This window comes from Variovorax sp. HJSM1_2, from assembly GCF_049316285.1.
GTDB lineage: Bacteria > Pseudomonadota > Gammaproteobacteria > Burkholderiales > Burkholderiaceae_C > Rhodoferax_B.
Genome location: NZ_JBMOXA010000012.1, coordinates 186,732 through 202,934, shown reverse-complemented (window position 1 = coordinate 202,934; position 16,203 = coordinate 186,732). Strand labels below are relative to the sequence as shown.

Here is a 16,203-nt window from a genome sequence, read left to right as displayed (position 1 = left end):
GCACCCCAACCAATCACAAACTTGTTCGTCATCAGCCGAGCCCTCGACTATAACACCTTTTGAACCAACAACGCAAGTGGCGAGCAGAAAGTTGCCAAAGATCCAAAAGACGCTCGTCTCAAGGCTTGGCGGCTGGGACTTGGTAAAGCCAGACACTTCGACCATCTGGCGCCGTCACAACAGCGCTGGGGCGCACATCGGGCACCGCAAACTCCAAGCTAACCATCCAAGTGCCAGCCCCCATATCAGTACGCGCCTTCTCCCAAGCCCGCGCCATGCTTTCCGGACGCTGGAAGAGATAGACCATGGCGTAGCCCTGCCAGCTCACACGCCAGATGTCGCCGCGCCGCACCTTGGCAAACGGGCACAGAATGGCGCAGACCGCCCAGAGCAACCAACTCCATTCGATACCGTGGATACGAGCGGCCGGGTACGCTAGTCGCAATGCCTTGAGGCCATGGCCCAATCCGCAGCCGGCATCCAATAGAGAAGCACCCTCCGCCAACAATGCTTTGCGTGGCAAATCCGCCAGAGCATTACGAGGCGTGGGGAAAATGGGCGCGTCGCGCCAGGCATTCAGCGGGTAGATCAACAGGCACAACACCAGAGGAATCAACCAAGCCCAGGTGGGAATGGCGGCAGCGCCGGTCAACACCACCGACAACGGAAAGCCGGCTGCGATCCAAGTCCTGCGCCACCAGGTGTGCCCCAGCAAGCTGCAGAGCACGCCCCAGCCCGTGGCCAGGCCCAGGGCCAGCGCTGCGGGTGCCCCTGCCCGCCCCGCGCCCAAGAAAAGAAGCCACGCCGTGCCCCAGCCCAGCAGTGCCGGTAGCGGCCAAGGCAGCTTGCGCAACACCGGTATCAGCGGGTGGCGCCGCGTGAAAGTTTGTCGATCAGCCCGTTCAACTCATCAAGTGAGCCAAACTGAATGATCACTTCGCCCTGCTCTTCTGTGCGGCCATGGCGCTTGACGCGCTTCTTCACACGGATTTCCACATCAGCGGTGAGCAGGTCGGACAGTTCTTCTTCCACCCGTTTCAGGTCCCGCGACTTTTCTTTCTTGGGCTTGGGTGAGGTCAGTGCAAATTCAGCGCTGAGCTTCTTCACCAGGCCCTCGGCTTCGCGCACCGACATCTTCTTCGCTGCGATCTGGTTACCCGCCGTGATCTGGCTCGCCCGGTCTAGCGCCAACAGCGCACGGGCGTGGCCCATGTCCAGGTCACCGGCCATCAGCATGGTCTGCACCGGGTCGGCCAGGTTCAGCAAACGCAGCAGGTTGCTGGCCGCGCTGCGTGAGCGCCCTACCGCTTGTGCAGCTTGCTCATGGGTGTGGCCAAACTCGCGCACCAGGCGCTGCAGGCCTTGGGCTTCTTCTAGAGGATTGAGGTCTTCGCGCTGGATGTTTTCGATCAGCGCCATGGCAGCAGCCGACTCATCGGGGACGTCGCGCACCAGCACCGGCACACGTTCCAAGCCAGCCAGGCGCGCCGCACGGAAGCGTCGTTCGCCCGCAATGATTTCGTACTTGCCGGCGTTGTCGCCACTGGCCAACTGGCGCACCAGAATCGGCTGCATGATGCCCTGCACCTTGATGCTCTCGGCCAACTCGTACAGCGCCCCTTCGTCCATGCGGGTGCGCGGCTGGTATTGGCCGGCCAGCATCTCGGTCAGTGGCAACTCATTGGGCAGCTTGCTCAGTGCAGCGTTGTCGGCGACTGGTGTTTCATCGACTTTCGGGCCGAGCAAAGCTTCCAGGCCACGGCCCAAGCCCTTGGGTTTCTTTGTCACCATGCTTCAGGTGCTTTCTGTACGAGAGATAAAAGATGAGGCCGCTGGCTTGGCCAGTGCCTGCAACCAGGCCCGGCCCTCGGGCCAGTCGCCCAGGCCAGATTCGGCATTGATATGGCCCAGTGCACCGACCGCGTGAAAAGTGGCACCGGCATCGCTTGCCAACTGCTCAGCGGCGGCCTGGCTGCAAAACGGATCGTTGCTAGAGGCCACCAACATGGCAGGAAATGGCAGGCGCGTACACATCGGCGGGCGCCAACTGTAGAGCTGCGGCGGCAGGTTGGCCTGCAACAAATCGGGCGGTGCCACCAGCAACGCACCGGCAATACGCTGGGTGTTGCGCGACAACGCGGCCCAGGCCAGCGTTAAATGACAGCCCAAGCTATGCGCCGCTAACAACACCGGCTCGGTTTGCTGCTGCACCACTTCTTCCAGATGAGTGATCCAGTCGCCACGCAGCGGCTGCAGCCAGTCGTGCTGCAACACACGCTGGTCACCGTGCAAACTTTCCCATGCGGTTTGCCAATGGCCCGGACCGGAGTTTTGCCAGCCTGGCAAGAGTAGAACTTTAACGGCCATGTTTACTATATAAATAGTAGCTGTCTACGCTTGTGCAGCAAGCAATAGAGGCATATTTCATTACAGATTAGCTCACATCGTCTTGATGCGTTGGACCATCTCTTCAGCAAACTCGATATACGCCTGGCTGCCCTTGGCCAAGGGGTCGAACACCACACCCGGCAATCCGTAGCTTGGTGCCTCGGCCAAACGCACATTGCGCGGGATCACCGAGTTGAAAACCTTGTCACCAAAATGCGCCTTCAACTGGTCGCTCACCTGCTGCTGCAGAGTGATACGCGGGTCGAACATCACGCGCAGCAGGCCAATGATGACCAGGTCTTTGTTCAGGTTGGCATGCACCTGCTTGATGGTGTTGACCAGATCGGTCAGGCCTTCGAGCGCAAAGTATTCACACTGCATGGGTACAACCACGCCGTTGGCCGCACACAAACCATTCAGCGTGAGCATGGACAAGGACGGCGGACAGTCGATCAACACAAAGTCGTACTCGTGGCCTACCACCGCCAATGCGGCTTTTAATCGCGACTCGCGCCGCTCCAAGTCCACCAGCTCCACTTCCGCACCGGCCAGATCGCGGCTGGCTCCCAGCACGTCGTAACCACATTTGTCGGACCGCACACGCGCTTCGGCGATGCTCGACGATTCGAGCAGCACGTCATAAACCGTTTGCTCCAGCGTGCGTTTGTCTATGCCCGAACCCATGGTGGCATTGCCCTGTGGATCCAGGTCAATCATCAACACGCGCTGGCCTACCTTGGCCAAACCGGCACACAGGTTCACCGTGGTGGTGGTCTTGCCCACCCCGCCCTTTTGGTTTGCTACGCAGAATACTTTTGCCATGGATGCCTATTTAGAGAGCGCCAGCTTGATGCCAAAGCCGATGAGAAACACGCCGGCGAGCCGTTCCAGCCCGCGTGAAACGGCGGGATTGGCACGCATGCGCTCCGCCAGAAAATACGTCAGCAGCACGGCGATCAGGCCGTACAGAAAAGTCAGGGTGGCCACGGTCGCCGCCATCACACCAAAGGTGAGCAAACCGCGGTGCTGCGCCGGGTCGACGAACAGCGGAAAGAAGGCCATGTAGAAGACGATGGCCTTGGGATTGAGCAAGGTGATGGTCAGCGCCTGGCGAAAGTAGTGACCGGCCTTGATGTTCAGAATAGGCGCATCGCCCGGCTGGGAGCGCAGCATCTTGAAACCCAGCCACGCCAAGTAGATGGCGCCTAGCCACTGCACACCGACAAAGGCAGCGGGCGTGGCGGTGAGAATGGCGGCGACACCGGCCACGGCCAGCCACATCAATACTTGATCACCGGCGATCAAGCCCATGGTGGCGGCCAAACCGCCGCGAATGCCCCCTTTGCCGGTGGAGGTAATCAGCGCCAAATTGCCCGGTCCCGGGATCAACAAAAACACAATGATGGCGACAACAAAAGCGCCGAAATCGGAAACACCGAACATGGGCAAATCACCTAGGGGGGACAGTTTGGGCATTTACGGCTTGTGCGCGTAAATGCTGAGAAGGCTGGAGTTTACGCGACGGAGATTATTCGCAGTGCAAACGCTGGGCCACGGCACGTTATGACCCGGGGATGACGCCGTGCCAACTGAAAAACGCCCTTAGCCCACCTGTGTTTTGCGCAGCCAGACAATGCAACGTTCGGCATCCAAGCCGGGCACCTGGAGTTGTTCCACGTGAAACACCTGCACGTCGGCGGGCAAAGCGGCCTGCTCTTCCGTTGGCGTTTTGCCCTTCATGGCAAACCAAACACCGTCGTCCGCCAAGGCACTGCGTGACCAGGTGCTGAAGTCCAACAACGAGGCGAAGGCGCGTGAACTGACCACGTCGTATTTGTCTGTGAGCGATTCCACACGGGCATGGATGCCGCGCAGATTGGCGAGTTTCAATTCCACCGCCACCTGCTGCACAAACGCGGCCTTCTTGCCCACGGTATCGACACAACGCACAGTCAACTCGGGGCAGCAGATGGCAAACACCACACCGGGCAAACCGGCACCCGAGCCTACGTCGAGCAACTGCGCGCTGGTGTTCTTTGTTTGTGCCCTGCCCTGCAGATGTTTCTGCAGCGGCGGCACCGCAGCCAGGCTGTCCAGCAGATGGTGCGAAAACATCTCCGCCGGGTCGCGCAGCGCGGTCAGGTTGTAGACCTTGTTCCACTTGCCAATCATGGCGATGTACTGCAGCAGCAAGTCTTGCTGCGTAGCCGACAAGTTGATGCCCAACTGGGCAGCGGCGTCGGCCAACTTCACGGCGTATTCGGTGGCACGCTCGCTCATGCTGCGGCCTGCACTTGGGTAGTCTGCACTTCCGCAGCCACCACGCGATCACGCCAGCCGTGTTTCTTCAAATGCACCAGCAGCAAAGAAATGGCGGCGGGTGTGACGCCCGACACGCGCGACGCCTGGCCCAAGGTTTCAGGGCGCAGCTTGCTCAGGCGTTGGCGCACTTCAAAGCTCAGTGCCGTGACCTGCAGGTAATCCAACTCTTGTGGAATACGCAGGTTCTCGTAGTGGGCAGCGCGGTCGATCTCGGTGCGCTGGCGGTCGATGTAGCCGGAGTACTTGGCGGTGATTTCCACCTGCTCCACCACCGCATCAACAAAGTCAGCCTCGGCCGTTGTTTCACGTGAAACAGCATCAGTGTTGACCGGCAGCTCAGCATTGGCGAACTTGCCGCCATCCAGCGACATCAGCTGTGCATAAGCCACATCCGGCCGGCGCAGCAACTCAGCCAGGTTGTATTCGTGCTCGATCGCCTTGCCCAATACCCGCTCAGACTCGGCTGCCGCCAGGTTCTTAGGGCTGATCCACAAGGATCTCAGACGCTCTGTTTCACGTGAAACAGCATCGCGCTTGCGGCTGAAAGCATTCCAGCGAGCGTCGTCGATCAGGCCCATGTTGCGTGCCACTTCGGTCAGGCGCATATCGGCGTTGTCTTCACGCAGTTGCAGGCGGAACTCGGCGCGGCTGGTGAACATACGGTAAGGCTCGGTCACACCCTTGGTGATCAGGTCGTCTACCAGCACACCCAGGTAGGCCTGGTCGCGACCCGGCAACCAGGCGGCTTCTTCGCGGCATTGCAGTGCGGCGTTGATACCGGCAAACATGCCTTGTGCGGCGGCCTCTTCATAACCCGTGGTGCCATTGATCTGACCGGCGAAGAACAGCCCATCGATCACCTTGGTTTCAAAGCTGCTCTTCAAGCCACGCGGGTCGAAGTAGTCGTATTCGATGGCGTAGCCCGGGCGCAGGATGTGGGCGTTTTCCAGGCCCTTCATAGAGCGCACCAAGGCGTACTGAACATCGAACGGCAGGCTGGTGGAGATGCCGTTGGGGTAGACCTCGTGGGTCGTCAGGCCTTCGGGTTCCAGGAAAATCTGGTGGCTTTCCTTGTCGGCAAAGCGGTTGATCTTGTCTTCCACGCTGGGGCAATAACGTGGGCCAATACCTTCAATCTTGCCGGTGAACATGGGACTGCGGTCGAAGCCCGAGCGGATGATGTCGTGGGTACGCTCGTTGGTATGGGTGATCCAGCACGGCACCTGTTGCGGGTGCATGGCCGCATTGCCCATGAAGCTGAACACCGGCACGCGGTCGCCTACCCCGCCCGGCATGCCGTCGCCAGGCTGCGCGGCACATTGGCTGTAGTCGATGCTACGGCCGTCGATACGCGGCGGTGTGCCGGTTTTCAGGCGGCCTTGCGGCAACTTCAATTCTTTCAAACGTGCCGACAGCGACACCGCAGGCGGATCACCCGCACGGCCAGCCGCATAGTTGTTCAACCCCACGTGGATCTTGCCGTCCAAGAAAGTGCCCGCCGTCAGCACTACCGTGCGGCTGCGGAACTGGATGCCGACCTGTGTGACGGCGCCGACCACGCGGTTGCCTTCGACCATCAAATCGTCCACCGCCTGCTGAAACAGCCAGAGGTTGGGCTGGTTTTCCAGCATGTGGCGTATGGCCGCCTTGTACAAAACACGGTCCGCCTGGGCGCGCGTGGCACGCACGGCCGGGCCCTTGCTGGAGTTGAGAATGCGGAACTGGATGCCACCCATGTCGGTCGCCAAGGCCATTGCGCCGCCCATTGCGTCGACCTCTTTGACCAGATGGCCCTTGCCAATGCCGCCGATGGACGGGTTGCAGCTCATCTGCCCCAGCGTCTCGATGTTGTGGGTCAGCAGCAGGGTTTTGCAGCCCATGCGTGCGGAGGCAAGAGCAGCTTCGGTACCGGCATGGCCGCCGCCGACGACGATGACATCGAATTCTTCAGGGTAAAGCATTGGGGTGTGGCGCTTGGAGCGCGGTGGTCGCAGGGACGCAAAAAATTTGCGTGGGCGGGCCAGCATCACGGTGGAGCCGCCCGACAGCCCTCGATTTTACCGGCCTGCCTGTTTTTTCGCCATGTGGGTGCTGAAGGCCCATAGGCAACGCGGTTGTCGCAGCATGCTCAACCGGGCGGTTTTATGGTGCAATGTTTCACATGAAATTACTCGTCTTCGCGGGCAGCACCCGCAAAAATTCCTGGAACCGCAAACTTGCCAACGCCACCGCCGCCCTGGCGCGCGCCAGCGAGGTAGAGGTGACCCATATCGAACTCGCCGATTTCGATATCCCCATGTACAACGCTGACCTGGAAGCCGAAGGCACACCCGCCGATGTGATCCGCCTCAAAGGCATCTTGCACGCGCATCCAGCCTGGATCATCTGCACGCCCGAATACAACGCCAGCTACCCGGCGCTGCTGAAAAACACCATAGACTGGTGCTCCAGCCCGGTGAAAAACCATGCTGATTGGGGCGATGGCTTCAAGTCGTTTCGCGGCAAAGTGGTTGGTATGTTGAGCGCTTCGCCCGGCGCGCTAGGTGGCCTGCGTTCACAAAGCCATTTGGCACCCCTGCTGTTGAACCTGCACTGCTGGGTGGCACCGCAGAACTTTGCGCTGGGCCACGCGGCCGATGCGTTTGATGCTGAAGGCAAACTGGCCAACCCCGCCAGTGAAAAACATGTGCAGGCGGTGATTGACCAGGTGTTGTTCGCCGCCCGCCGGTTGACGATTCCTGTGCTCTAAACACTCTAAAGAAGAACGGCCACCCGCTAGGGTGGCCGCTCCATGTTTCACGTGAAACAACGCCCGCGTTTTAGAACGGATAGTGCCGTGGCGTGGTCTGCATGGTGATCCAGCGCAGCTCGGTAAACGCCTCAACCCCGGCACGCCCACCAAAGCGGCCATAACCCGAACTCTTCACGCCACCAAACGGCATTTGCGCTTCGTCATGCACCGTGGGGCCGTTGATGTGGCAAATACCGGACTCGATACGCTTGGCCACGTTCCAGGCACGCGCGATGTCCTTGCCGAAGACGGCGGACGACAAGCCAAACTCGTTGTCGTTGGCCGTGGCAATCGCCTCCTCCACCCCGTTCACACGCACGATGGCCTTCACCGGGGCAAACGATTCTTCGCGGTAAATCGTCATCTCGGGCGTGACATGGTCCAGCAGCGTGGCGGGCATCAGCGTGTTCTCAGCCTTGCCGCCGCACACCAGCTTGGCACCCTTGGCCAAGGCGTCGTCGATCAGCGCGTTGCAACGTGTGACGGTTGCCATGTCAACCACCGAACCCAGCACCACCGGCCCCTTGCGGGGGTCGCCCAGCGGCAGGCTTTGGGCTTTGGCGGCGAACTTGGCCACGAATTCATCGGCAATCGACTGGTCGACCACGATGCGCTCCGTGGACATGCAAATCTGCCCCGAGTTGGCAAACGCGCCAAAGGCCGCACCGGCGACGGCGGCGTCGATGTCGGCGTCGTCCAGAATCACCATTGGCGCTTTGCCGCCGAGTTCCAGCACCACCGGCTTCAGATACTTGGCGCAGGTTTGCGCAATGATGCGGCCCACCTTGGTGGAACCGGTGAAGTTGATACGCCGCACCGCCGGGTGTGCCACCATGGCCTCGACCACGGCACCCGCATCGGCCGGGGCGTTGGTCACAAAGTTCACCACACCGGCGGGCAAACCGGCTTCCTGCAGCGCTTCGATGATCAGGCCATGGGTTTTGGGGCACAGTTCCGAACCCTTCAACACCACCGTGTTGCCACAGGCCAGCGGCGTGGCAATGGCGCGCACGGCCAGGATCACCGGCGCATTCCACGGCGCAATACCCAGCACCACACCAGCCGCTTGGCGCACCCCCATGGCCAGGCTGCCGGGTACGTCGGATGGAATCAACTCACCGCTGATCTGCGTGGTCAAGGCCGCGGCTTCCAAAAACATGCCGGCCGCCAAGTGTGCGTTGAAGCCGGCCCACAGGCCGGAAGCGCCAGTCTCGGCGGCCATGGCTTCAATAAAGGCGGGTGTCTTGGCTTCCAGGGCCGCAGCGGCCTTCAGCAGCAGCCCACGGCGCTCGCCGGGGCCCATCGCTGCCCAGGCCGGGAACGCGGCCGCAGCGGCGTCTACAGCGGCTATGGCGTCGTCTTGGGTGGCTGCTGGTGCCGTGGTGGCCACGCTGTTGTCCAGCGGGTTGCGGCGCTCAAAGGTGGCACCGTTGCTGGCCGCGCGGGCCTGGCCGTTGATCAACATCGAAATTTGCGTCATGAAGTGCTCCTAGTGCTCCGGGTACAGATACACCCATGCTAAAAAATCGCAGCCCCGGCTGCTGTGCTGACGATGCACTAAGCACTTGTCTGAGAGCGCAGACCGCTACAGGCAAACCCTAGGGCTCAAGCGGATACGCCACGCGCCGCCATAATTCCCCACCATGGTTCAACCCACCCAACTGAGCACCGACGACCTCGCCCCACGCGAGCGCGCGCCGCAGTGGCGCGAGTGGGTGTGGTCACATTTCGGCGGGCTCGACTCCGACCTGTACGGCGACACCACATTCGACGGCCACATTGCGGCCGCACGCGCCGGCGACGTGGTGCTGACCCGGCTGGAAGCCAACCGCCACCGCGTGTTGCGCACACCCGAGATGGCGCGCAAAAGCGAAGCTGGCTACATCAAGATCGTCGCCCCATGGCAGGGCAATGCCGGTGTGGAACAGGCCGGGCGCCAAGCCTGGGTACGGCCCGGCAGTTGGACGCTGTACGACACCAGCGGCAGCTACACCGTGTCCAACCCCGAGCGCTCCAACCACCTGATCGTAATGCTGCCCAAGGCCGCCGTGCTGTCGCGCGACCTACGGCTGGAACACTTGATGGCACGCCAGGCCGGCGGCCAGAACGGCATTTCGCGTGTGGCGCTGGACACCATGCGCAGCACCTACCAGGAGCTGCCACACATGAGCGCCGATGCCGCGCGTGGCGCCGGGGAACTGATCACCCAGTTGGTGCGGCTGTCGCTGCAAGAGCTGGCCGGCCAGACCAGCGCCACCACCCAGCAAATGGCGCTGCGCGACCGTGTGCTTGACTTCGTGGCGCAGCATTTACATGAGCCGGGTTTGACCATAGAGCGCATCGCCCAAGCGCTGAACTGCAGCAAACGCCTGCTGCACAACGCCTTTGCCGGGGACGAAGACACCTTGGCCGGCAGCATCCAGCGCCTGCGCCTGGAAGCCTGTGTACGCACACTGCGTGACCCGGCCCAGCACGGCCGTGCCATCACCGAGATCGCACTCAGCGCGGGCTTCAACAACCTTTCGCACTTCAGCCGCGTGTTCCGCCAGCACACTGGTTTCAGCCCGCGCGATTTCCGCGAAGCCAGCCAGGGCAAAAGCTGAAAAGCAAGCTGCTGTGGCGCCTGCGCAAAGCCGCAGAACCCGCTAGCATGCAAGCCCGGCTGGTCGCCCTACATGCCTCGTGTGGGATGGAGACAAACCAGCTGTTCTCCAGTTGTTTATTGGCCGTTCGCTTGTCACTTCAGGAACCCATCACATGAAGCTTTATTACTCCCCTGGCGCCTGCTCTCTCTCCCCGCACATCGCACTGCACGAATCCGGCCTGGCCTTCGAAGCCGTGCCAGCGCCCACCAAAACCCACCAGTTGCCCGACGGCACCGACTACTACACCATCAACCCCTTGGGCTACGTGCCGCTGCTGGAGCTGGACAACGGCGAACGCCTGCGCGAAGGCCCGGCCATCGTGCAATACATTGCCGACCAGGCCGCCGGCAAAAACCTCGCGCCGGCCAACGGCACCATGGCGCGTTACCGCCTGCAGGAATGGCTGACCTTCATAGGCACCGAGTTGCACAAGGGTTTTTCGCCTCTGTTCAACCCCGCCATGCCAGCCGAAGCCAAGACCATTGCAAGCGACAGATTGCTCTCGCGCCTGAAGTGGCTGGACGGCGAACTCAAGGGCAAAACCTATCTGCTGGGAGAGAACTTCTCGGTGGCTGACGGCTACTTGTTCACCGTCACCAACTGGGCGTCCAAGGTGGGTGTGGACATCAGCGGCCTGGCCAACCTGGCCGCCTACCGCGCCCGTGTGGCCGCACGTCCGGGTGTGCAAGCAGCGTTGAAGGCTGAAGGTCTGGCTTAAACCTAAAAGGCGGTCTACGTATACACAGCGTGCGTAGGCCGCTATTTTATTTATAGCGAACAAAAAATTACACAACGCCAAAAGAGCGTGTTACTTTTCGTTTGTGCCTGCGCTTGCGGGTCCAAACGAAAGGTCAGACATGAAGTTGCTGTCGAATCTGCGCGTGGGCCTAAGACTAGGACTGGGGTTTGGCACCCTGCTCCTGCTGATGTTGATCATGGGTTTGTTTGCGGTCAACCGCGTCAACCGGGTACAGGCCAACGTCACCGATCTGGCCACCAACTGGTTGCCCAGCACCCAGCAACTCGGCAGCCTGAACGAAGCCTTGAACCAGATGCGCCGTGCCGAGCTGCAAATGCTTTTGGGCGGCGACGAAAAGGCGCGGCAAGAAGAAAACGAGCGCCTGGCCAAACAATGGGAGGTGGTGCCCAAGCTGTTGAGTGCCTACGAGACCAGCATCTCCAGCGCCGACGAACGCAAGCTTTTTGACGACTTCAAAGCCAGCATCGCCAATTACAAAAACACGCAGCCGCAATTGTTGTTGTTGCTGCGTGACGGCAACCAAGATGCTGCGCTGAACTGGCTACGCAACGACTCGCGCCGCGCCTTCCGCGCCACCACCGACGCCATCAACAAACTGATACAACTCAACGACCAAGGGGCCAGCACGGCCTACGCCGACGCCAGCACCAGCTACAGCGCCGTGTTGTGGGGCATATGGCTGCTGGTGGCCGTCGCCATGAGCATAGGTGCGGTCATAGGCTGGGTGCTGACACGCTCCCTCACACAACCGCTGCGCTACGCCACCAACAGTGCCGACCGCATTGCCTCCGGCGATTTAAGCCTGGACCTACATGCCAATCGCTCCGACGAGCTGGGCGATCTGCTGCGCGCATTGGCACGTATGCAAGAAGCCTTGAACTTGTCTGTAGGCACCGTCAAGCAAAGTGCCAACAGCATATCTGTGGCCAGCCGAGAGGTGTCCAACGGCAGCAGCGACTTGTCGATGCGCACCGAACAAACGGCCTCCAGTCTTGAGCAAACCTCGGCCGCCATGCAGCAAGTGACCGAGACCGTGCGCCAGAGCGCCAGCGCAGCACAACAGGCCAATCAGTTGGCGAACAGCGCCTCGGATGTGGCTTTACAGGGCGGGCAAGCCGTGGCGCGTGTGGTCAGCACCATGGACGGTATTCAAGCCGCGTCGCGCAAGATAGGCGACATCATCAGCGTGATCGACGGCATCGCTTTTCAAACCAATATCCTGGCGCTCAACGCCGCCGTAGAAGCGGCCCGGGCAGGCGAACAAGGGCGTGGATTTGCAGTGGTCGCCAGCGAGGTGCGTATGTTGGCGCAACGCAGTGCCGACGCCGCACGCGAGATCAAAACCCTGATCGCCAGTTCGGTCGACCAGGTAGAGGCCGGCTCCAGATTTGTCAGTGAAGCCGGCAGCACCATGACCGAGGTGGTGAGCGCCGTGAAACGCGTGGCCGACATCATTGGCGAGATGGCCAGCACGGTGCAAAACCAGACACAAAGTTTGTCTGAAGTGAACACCGCCATAGGCCAGCTCGACAGCATGACGCAGCAAAACGCCGCGCTGGTAGAGCAGTCGGCTGCGGCTTCTGCCTCGCTACGCGACCAGGCCACACAACTTGCCGAGGTAGTGGCACGTTTTCGACTGCGTTCAGTCTAAAAACTGCCTACCGCATCAAGCATCCTCTGCCACCAGCTCGGCTTCAATCTGCTGTTGCAAGGCGTGTATGTGTTCGTCCACGCGCACTTCCTTGCGTGTCATGTTGACACCACCAAAAATGGTGCTGAAGGCCACGTCTTTGGCATCACGCCCCGTGCCAATGCGCACCAACTGTTCCACTGGCGCCATGCCGGTCGGGTCAAACTGCACCCACTGGCCGCCCAGCCAGGCTTCAAAAATGGCGTGGAAATCCTGCGGCGGTTCGTCAAACCACACATAACCCACAGCCAGCCGCGCCGGAATATTCAACGCGCGGCAAAAGCTGATGCCCAGGTGCGCAAAGTCGCGGCAGACACCGGCGCGCTGCACAAAAACATCTTGCGCCGAGGTGTACGACGTGGTGCTGCCGGGCATGTAGGTCACGGACTCGTGAATCCAATCTGAGATGGCTTTTACGCGTGCAATGCCTGGTGACAGCGCGCCAAATTGAAGATGCGCGACACGCTGCAATTGATCGGACTCGCAGTAACGCGAGGGCGACAAATAATGCAGCACGTCATCTGGCACTTCGACCAACGGCACCTCGGGTAAATCGTCTGGCACGATCTGCTGGTGCAATTCCACATCGGCTTGGTAGTTGACCATCAGTGGACCGGGTGGAGCATCAAAACGAATGAAGCGGTTGCCACTGCTCGGGTCGGTGAAACGGTGCACCAACACACCAGATGACACCGCCAGCCGTTCGCGCAAAATGGTTTGTCCCGGTCGTTGTGCAGCCTCGATGTTGAAGCAAAAGTGTGTCGGCCCTAACACGTCATACTCAAGCACCGTTTCAACATTGGAGCGGAACATCAGTCAATCGCCTTCTTCACGGCGCCAACGCCCAATGCCGCCAGGATGACAAAGATCACCGCCAGGATCAGGAACAGACCGAACAGCACCTTGGCAATCATGGCCGAACCAGCCGCAACACCACCAAAACCGAGCACACCCGCCAACAAAGAAATGACGGCAAAAATGATCGCGTATTTCAGCATCTCTATCTCCTGAAGTGGATGGCTGAATGGTGCGCTGGCGCACACTGGGCACAGATCGGCCTGCGGCGCACAAAGGCGTAGGACGATGGCCTAAGTGGCTAAGTGGATAAGGGTTTCTGGCGCCACGCCAAGCCAGCGCCGAGCCAAAGCGCCACGGTTGAAAACACCAAACCACGGGCCAGTCCACCAGGCCCATCGGCAATCCAGCCCACCACCGTGGGGCCGACAATTTGCCCCGCCGCAAACACGATGGTGAACGCACTTATGCCCGACGCCCAAGCTGCTGCTGGCAGGTTGTGCCGCACCAGCGCCGTGGTAGCCGCCACCACCGACAAAAACACGCCGCCGAACACCAAGCCGGATAACAAAATGACGGGCCAGGCGGAGGTCAGCGCCGGCAGCAAAGTGGCCCCACCCAGCAACACATTAAGAAAGGCCAACGCCCCACCACCCCGGCTGCGTTCCAGCAAGCCGGCCCAGATGCGCGACGACGCCAGCACCGCCAAACCCAGCAGGGTGTAGAACAAGGTCAACGCGCCACCACTGGCGCCCTGCTCGCGTAACAGCGCCAGCACAAATGTCATATAACCTATGTAGCCGACGCCAAACATGCCGTAGCCTGCGAGCGCAAATCCAAAGTCGCGCCAGCGGAACGGACGTGTATCAGGTCCAGGCATTGGGGCGGCGAAGGTGGTACTTGCAGCACCAGCCATGTGGCCCATTCTGTTCAATTCACGCACCGACCAGCCCAGCACCAGCGTCGCCAAAACACAGGCCAGGGCCAACGCCCACCACGCCCAGGCCCAAGCGTGTGGCACGCCATGTGCGGCCTCCAGCACCGGTGGCACCAGCAAGGCCGACACCACAATGCCCCAGCCCGTGCCACCGTAATAAAGGCCCAGCAACAAGCCACTGCGGCCCGGCCATTGGCTCGCCAAACGCGCCGCCAACAAACCTCCGGCGATGAACACAAAAGCGCTGGCCATGCCGGCCAGCAAACGTTGCAACAGCAGCGGCGCGGCGCCAGTAAAAAACCCGCTCAGCAGCATGAACACACTCGCCAGCACCGCGCCTGTCCACAACAAACGCTGCGGCCCCAGCTGGCGCATCAAGCGTGGTGTGACCAGCGCGCCAAGCAAATAACCCAAGGCGTTGGCGGTGTTCATCGCCCCGGCCAAGGTGTACGACCACCCCAGGTCGGCACGCATGGGTGTAAGCAACAAGCCATACGCAAAACGTGTGATGCCCAAGGAGATCGCCGCGCCCAAAGACAAGGCCAAGGCCAGCCACAGTGCACGGGTGAACGTCGGCGGCGGCACAGTTTCGTCAGCGGGCATGGATATTGAATGGCAAACGGCGGGTCAGCCATTGTCTGGTGATCCTCTCCACCGCCCTTCAGCACTTACCACAGGGTGTTGTCGCCCGTGTACGGCAAGGTTTTCGCAAGCGTCATAACCTTGTTTCATCACGATGGCATCGTCGTGCAAGGTTTCACAAGGACAACAACATGACTTCACTTTTCGCACCTCTGCAAATGGGCCAAATTTTGCTGGCCAACCGCGTCGTCATGGCGCCACTGACGCGCAACCGCGCACCCAACGCCGTGCCCACGGCCTTGATGGCCGAGTACTACGCACAGCGCGCCACCGCAGGTTTGCTGGTATCCGAAGGCACGGCCATCAGCCAGCAAGGCCAGGGTTACGCCGATGTGCCTGGCCTGTATGCGCCCGAACAAATCGAAGGCTGGAAAGCCGTCACCGCCGCCGTGCACGCCAAGGGCGGCAAAATCGTCGCCCAGTTGTGGCACGTGGGCCGGGTGTCGCACACCAGCCTGCAGCCAGACGGCCAGGCACCGGTGGCTCCCTCGGCCATCAGCGCCAAAACCAAGACCTATCTGGTGAACAACGGCCAGCCCGGTTTTGCCGAAACTTCGGCGCCGCGGGCACTGCACACCGACGAATTGCCCGGAATTGTCGACAGCTACCGCCAAGCCGCACGCCACGCACTCGAAGCCGGTTTTGACGGCGTGGAAGTGCACGGCGCCAACGGTTATTTGCTCGACCAGTTCTTGAAGCAAGACAGCAACCACCGTGGCGACGCCTACGGCGGCAGCATCGAAAACCGCGCCCGTCTGTTGCTGCAGGTGATGCGTGCCGTGGTCGGCGAAATCGGCGGTGGCCGCACCGGTTTGCGGATCTCACCCGTCACGCCGGCCAATGACATCCACGACCCGGCACCACAAGCCTTGTTTGAACACGTGGTGCGTGAACTCGCGGCCATGGACCTGGCGTTTATCCATATCGTCGAAGGCGCCACGGGCGGGCCACGCGAGCTGCCCGACCGTCCGTTCGATTACGCATCGCTCAAAGCCGCCTACCGCCAAAGCGGTGGCAAGGCCGCCTGGATGGTCAACAACAACTACAACAAGGCACTGGCCGAGGAAAGCCTGCAAGCCGGTGCCGACCTGGTGGCCTTTGGCCGCCCCTTCATCGCCAACCCCGACCTGGTGCGCCGCCTGCGCGACAACGCACCGCTGAACGAGCCCGACCGCGCCACGTTCTACGGTGGCGGCGCAGCCGGCTATACCGACTACCCCACGCTGAAATAAG

Annotated in this window: 16 protein-coding genes; 5 read left to right on the top strand and 11 right to left on the bottom strand. The window is 61.1% G+C overall.

Going from position 1 to position 16,203, the window contains the following annotated elements; genetic code table 11:
- Positions 1–118 precede the first annotated feature (118 nt).
- The 7 genes from ACFQ95_RS15565 to mnmG form a co-directional block, all read right to left on the bottom strand.
- Positions 119–856 (bottom strand): class I SAM-dependent methyltransferase, encoded by a 738-nt coding sequence (locus tag ACFQ95_RS15565; protein WP_422832411.1) that lies wholly within the window; start codon positions 854–856, stop codon positions 119–121.
- A 5-nt stretch (positions 857–861) separates the two neighbouring features.
- Positions 862–1,791 (bottom strand): ParB/RepB/Spo0J family partition protein, encoded by a 930-nt coding sequence (locus tag ACFQ95_RS15560; protein ID WP_422832409.1) that lies wholly within the window; start codon positions 1,789–1,791, stop codon positions 862–864.
- A gap of 3 nt (positions 1,792–1,794) precedes the next feature.
- Positions 1,795–2,367, bottom strand: coding sequence for an RBBP9/YdeN family alpha/beta hydrolase (locus ACFQ95_RS15555; RefSeq protein ID WP_422832407.1), 573 nt, complete (start codon positions 2,365–2,367; stop codon positions 1,795–1,797).
- Positions 2,368–2,439: 72 nt separating this feature from the next.
- Positions 2,440–3,210, bottom strand: coding sequence for a ParA family protein (locus ACFQ95_RS15550; RefSeq protein ID WP_422832405.1), 771 nt, complete (start codon positions 3,208–3,210; stop codon positions 2,440–2,442).
- 6 nt (positions 3,211–3,216) lie between these two features.
- Positions 3,217–3,831, bottom strand: a complete 615-nt coding sequence (locus tag ACFQ95_RS15545; RefSeq protein ID WP_422832419.1) for a LysE family transporter — start codon at positions 3,829–3,831, stop codon at positions 3,217–3,219.
- Positions 3,832–3,990: 159 nt separating this feature from the next.
- Positions 3,991–4,668, bottom strand: coding sequence for a 16S rRNA (guanine(527)-N(7))-methyltransferase RsmG (gene rsmG, locus ACFQ95_RS15540; RefSeq protein ID WP_422832403.1), 678 nt, complete (start codon positions 4,666–4,668; stop codon positions 3,991–3,993).
- Positions 4,665–6,671 carry a tRNA uridine-5-carboxymethylaminomethyl(34) synthesis enzyme MnmG gene (gene mnmG, locus ACFQ95_RS15535; RefSeq protein WP_422832401.1) on the bottom strand — a complete coding sequence of 669 codons (2,007 nt, stop codon included), beginning with the start codon at positions 6,669–6,671 and terminating at the stop codon, positions 4,665–4,667. Before mnmG ends, rsmG begins: the two co-directional genes overlap by 4 nt.
- 200 nt (positions 6,672–6,871) lie before the next feature.
- On the opposite strand from mnmG, the gene ACFQ95_RS15530 reads away from it, so the two are divergent.
- Positions 6,872–7,459 carry an NADPH-dependent FMN reductase gene (locus tag ACFQ95_RS15530; RefSeq protein WP_422832399.1) on the top strand — a complete coding sequence of 196 codons (588 nt, stop codon included), beginning with the start codon at positions 6,872–6,874 and terminating at the stop codon, positions 7,457–7,459.
- A gap of 70 nt (positions 7,460–7,529) precedes the next feature.
- Here the strand turns inward: ACFQ95_RS15530 and ACFQ95_RS15525 are convergent, their stop codons facing one another.
- Complete coding sequence (locus ACFQ95_RS15525) at positions 7,530–8,981, bottom strand: aldehyde dehydrogenase (RefSeq protein ID WP_422832398.1); 1,452 nt, start codon at positions 8,979–8,981, stop codon at positions 7,530–7,532.
- A 163-nt stretch (positions 8,982–9,144) separates the two neighbouring features.
- Between ACFQ95_RS15525 and ACFQ95_RS15520 the strand changes: the two genes are divergently transcribed.
- The 3 genes from ACFQ95_RS15520 to ACFQ95_RS15510 all read left to right on the top strand — a co-directional run bounded on the left by ACFQ95_RS15520 (position 9,145) and on the right by ACFQ95_RS15510 (position 12,557).
- Positions 9,145–10,104 carry a helix-turn-helix domain-containing protein gene (locus ACFQ95_RS15520; RefSeq protein WP_422832396.1) on the top strand — a complete coding sequence of 320 codons (960 nt, stop codon included), beginning with the start codon at positions 9,145–9,147 and terminating at the stop codon, positions 10,102–10,104.
- Between the two features lie 154 nt (positions 10,105–10,258).
- Positions 10,259–10,864 carry a glutathione transferase GstA gene (gene gstA, locus ACFQ95_RS15515; protein ID WP_422832394.1) on the top strand — a complete coding sequence of 202 codons (606 nt, stop codon included), beginning with the start codon at positions 10,259–10,261 and terminating at the stop codon, positions 10,862–10,864.
- 139 nt (positions 10,865–11,003) lie between these two features.
- Positions 11,004–12,557 carry a methyl-accepting chemotaxis protein gene (locus tag ACFQ95_RS15510; protein WP_422832393.1) on the top strand — a complete coding sequence of 518 codons (1,554 nt, stop codon included), beginning with the start codon at positions 11,004–11,006 and terminating at the stop codon, positions 12,555–12,557.
- A 15-nt stretch (positions 12,558–12,572) separates the two neighbouring features.
- Here the strand turns inward: ACFQ95_RS15510 and ACFQ95_RS15505 are convergent, their stop codons facing one another.
- The 3 genes from ACFQ95_RS15505 to ACFQ95_RS15495 form a co-directional block, all read right to left on the bottom strand.
- Positions 12,573–13,409: a transglutaminase-like domain-containing protein gene (locus ACFQ95_RS15505; protein WP_422832391.1), complete on the bottom strand. Its 837-nt coding sequence runs from the start codon at positions 13,407–13,409 to the stop codon at positions 12,573–12,575.
- A complete protein-coding gene (locus ACFQ95_RS15500) occupies positions 13,409–13,594 on the bottom strand; it encodes a DUF1328 domain-containing protein (protein ID WP_422832390.1) in 186 nt (61 codons plus the stop codon). Before ACFQ95_RS15500 ends, ACFQ95_RS15505 begins: the two co-directional genes overlap by 1 nt.
- Before the next feature lie 98 nt (positions 13,595–13,692).
- Positions 13,693–14,931, bottom strand: a complete 1,239-nt coding sequence (locus ACFQ95_RS15495) for a YbfB/YjiJ family MFS transporter (protein ID WP_422832388.1) — start codon at positions 14,929–14,931, stop codon at positions 13,693–13,695.
- Between the two features lie 170 nt (positions 14,932–15,101).
- Here ACFQ95_RS15495 and ACFQ95_RS15490 point away from each other — a divergent pair, with 170 nt between their 5' ends.
- Positions 15,102–16,202, top strand: coding sequence for an alkene reductase (locus ACFQ95_RS15490; RefSeq protein ID WP_422832386.1), 1,101 nt, complete (start codon positions 15,102–15,104; stop codon positions 16,200–16,202).
- Position 16,203 lies beyond the last annotated feature (1 nt).

What these genes read in the sequence shown, in the direction of transcription:
- ACFQ95_RS15560 (WP_422832409.1), bottom strand. Translation starts at nt 1,791, where the DNA reads ATGGTGACAAAGAAACCCAAGGGCTTGGGCCGTGGCCTGGAAGCTTTG.
- ACFQ95_RS15555 (WP_422832407.1), bottom strand. Translation starts at nt 2,367, where the DNA reads ATGGCCGTTAAAGTTCTACTCTTGCCAGGCTGGCAAAACTCCGGTCCG.
- ACFQ95_RS15550 (WP_422832405.1), bottom strand. Translation starts at nt 3,210, where the DNA reads ATGGCAAAAGTATTCTGCGTAGCAAACCAAAAGGGCGGGGTGGGCAAG.
- ACFQ95_RS15545 (WP_422832419.1), bottom strand. Translation starts at nt 3,831, where the DNA reads ATGTTCGGTGTTTCCGATTTCGGCGCTTTTGTTGTCGCCATCATTGTG.
- rsmG (WP_422832403.1), bottom strand. Translation starts at nt 4,668, where the DNA reads ATGAGCGAGCGTGCCACCGAATACGCCGTGAAGTTGGCCGACGCCGCT.
- mnmG (WP_422832401.1), bottom strand. Translation starts at nt 6,671, where the DNA reads ATGCTTTACCCTGAAGAATTCGATGTCATCGTCGTCGGCGGCGGCCAT.
- ACFQ95_RS15530 (WP_422832399.1), top strand. Translation starts at nt 6,872, where the DNA reads ATGAAATTACTCGTCTTCGCGGGCAGCACCCGCAAAAATTCCTGGAAC.
- ACFQ95_RS15525 (WP_422832398.1), bottom strand. Translation starts at nt 8,981, where the DNA reads ATGACGCAAATTTCGATGTTGATCAACGGCCAGGCCCGCGCGGCCAGC.
- ACFQ95_RS15520 (WP_422832396.1), top strand. Translation starts at nt 9,145, where the DNA reads ATGGTTCAACCCACCCAACTGAGCACCGACGACCTCGCCCCACGCGAG.
- gstA (WP_422832394.1), top strand. Translation starts at nt 10,259, where the DNA reads ATGAAGCTTTATTACTCCCCTGGCGCCTGCTCTCTCTCCCCGCACATC.
- ACFQ95_RS15510 (WP_422832393.1), top strand. Translation starts at nt 11,004, where the DNA reads ATGAAGTTGCTGTCGAATCTGCGCGTGGGCCTAAGACTAGGACTGGGG.
- ACFQ95_RS15505 (WP_422832391.1), bottom strand. Translation starts at nt 13,409, where the DNA reads ATGTTCCGCTCCAATGTTGAAACGGTGCTTGAGTATGACGTGTTAGGG.
- ACFQ95_RS15500 (WP_422832390.1), bottom strand. Translation starts at nt 13,594, where the DNA reads ATGCTGAAATACGCGATCATTTTTGCCGTCATTTCTTTGTTGGCGGGT.
- ACFQ95_RS15495 (WP_422832388.1), bottom strand. Translation starts at nt 14,931, where the DNA reads ATGCCCGCTGACGAAACTGTGCCGCCGCCGACGTTCACCCGTGCACTG.
- ACFQ95_RS15490 (WP_422832386.1), top strand. Translation starts at nt 15,102, where the DNA reads ATGACTTCACTTTTCGCACCTCTGCAAATGGGCCAAATTTTGCTGGCC.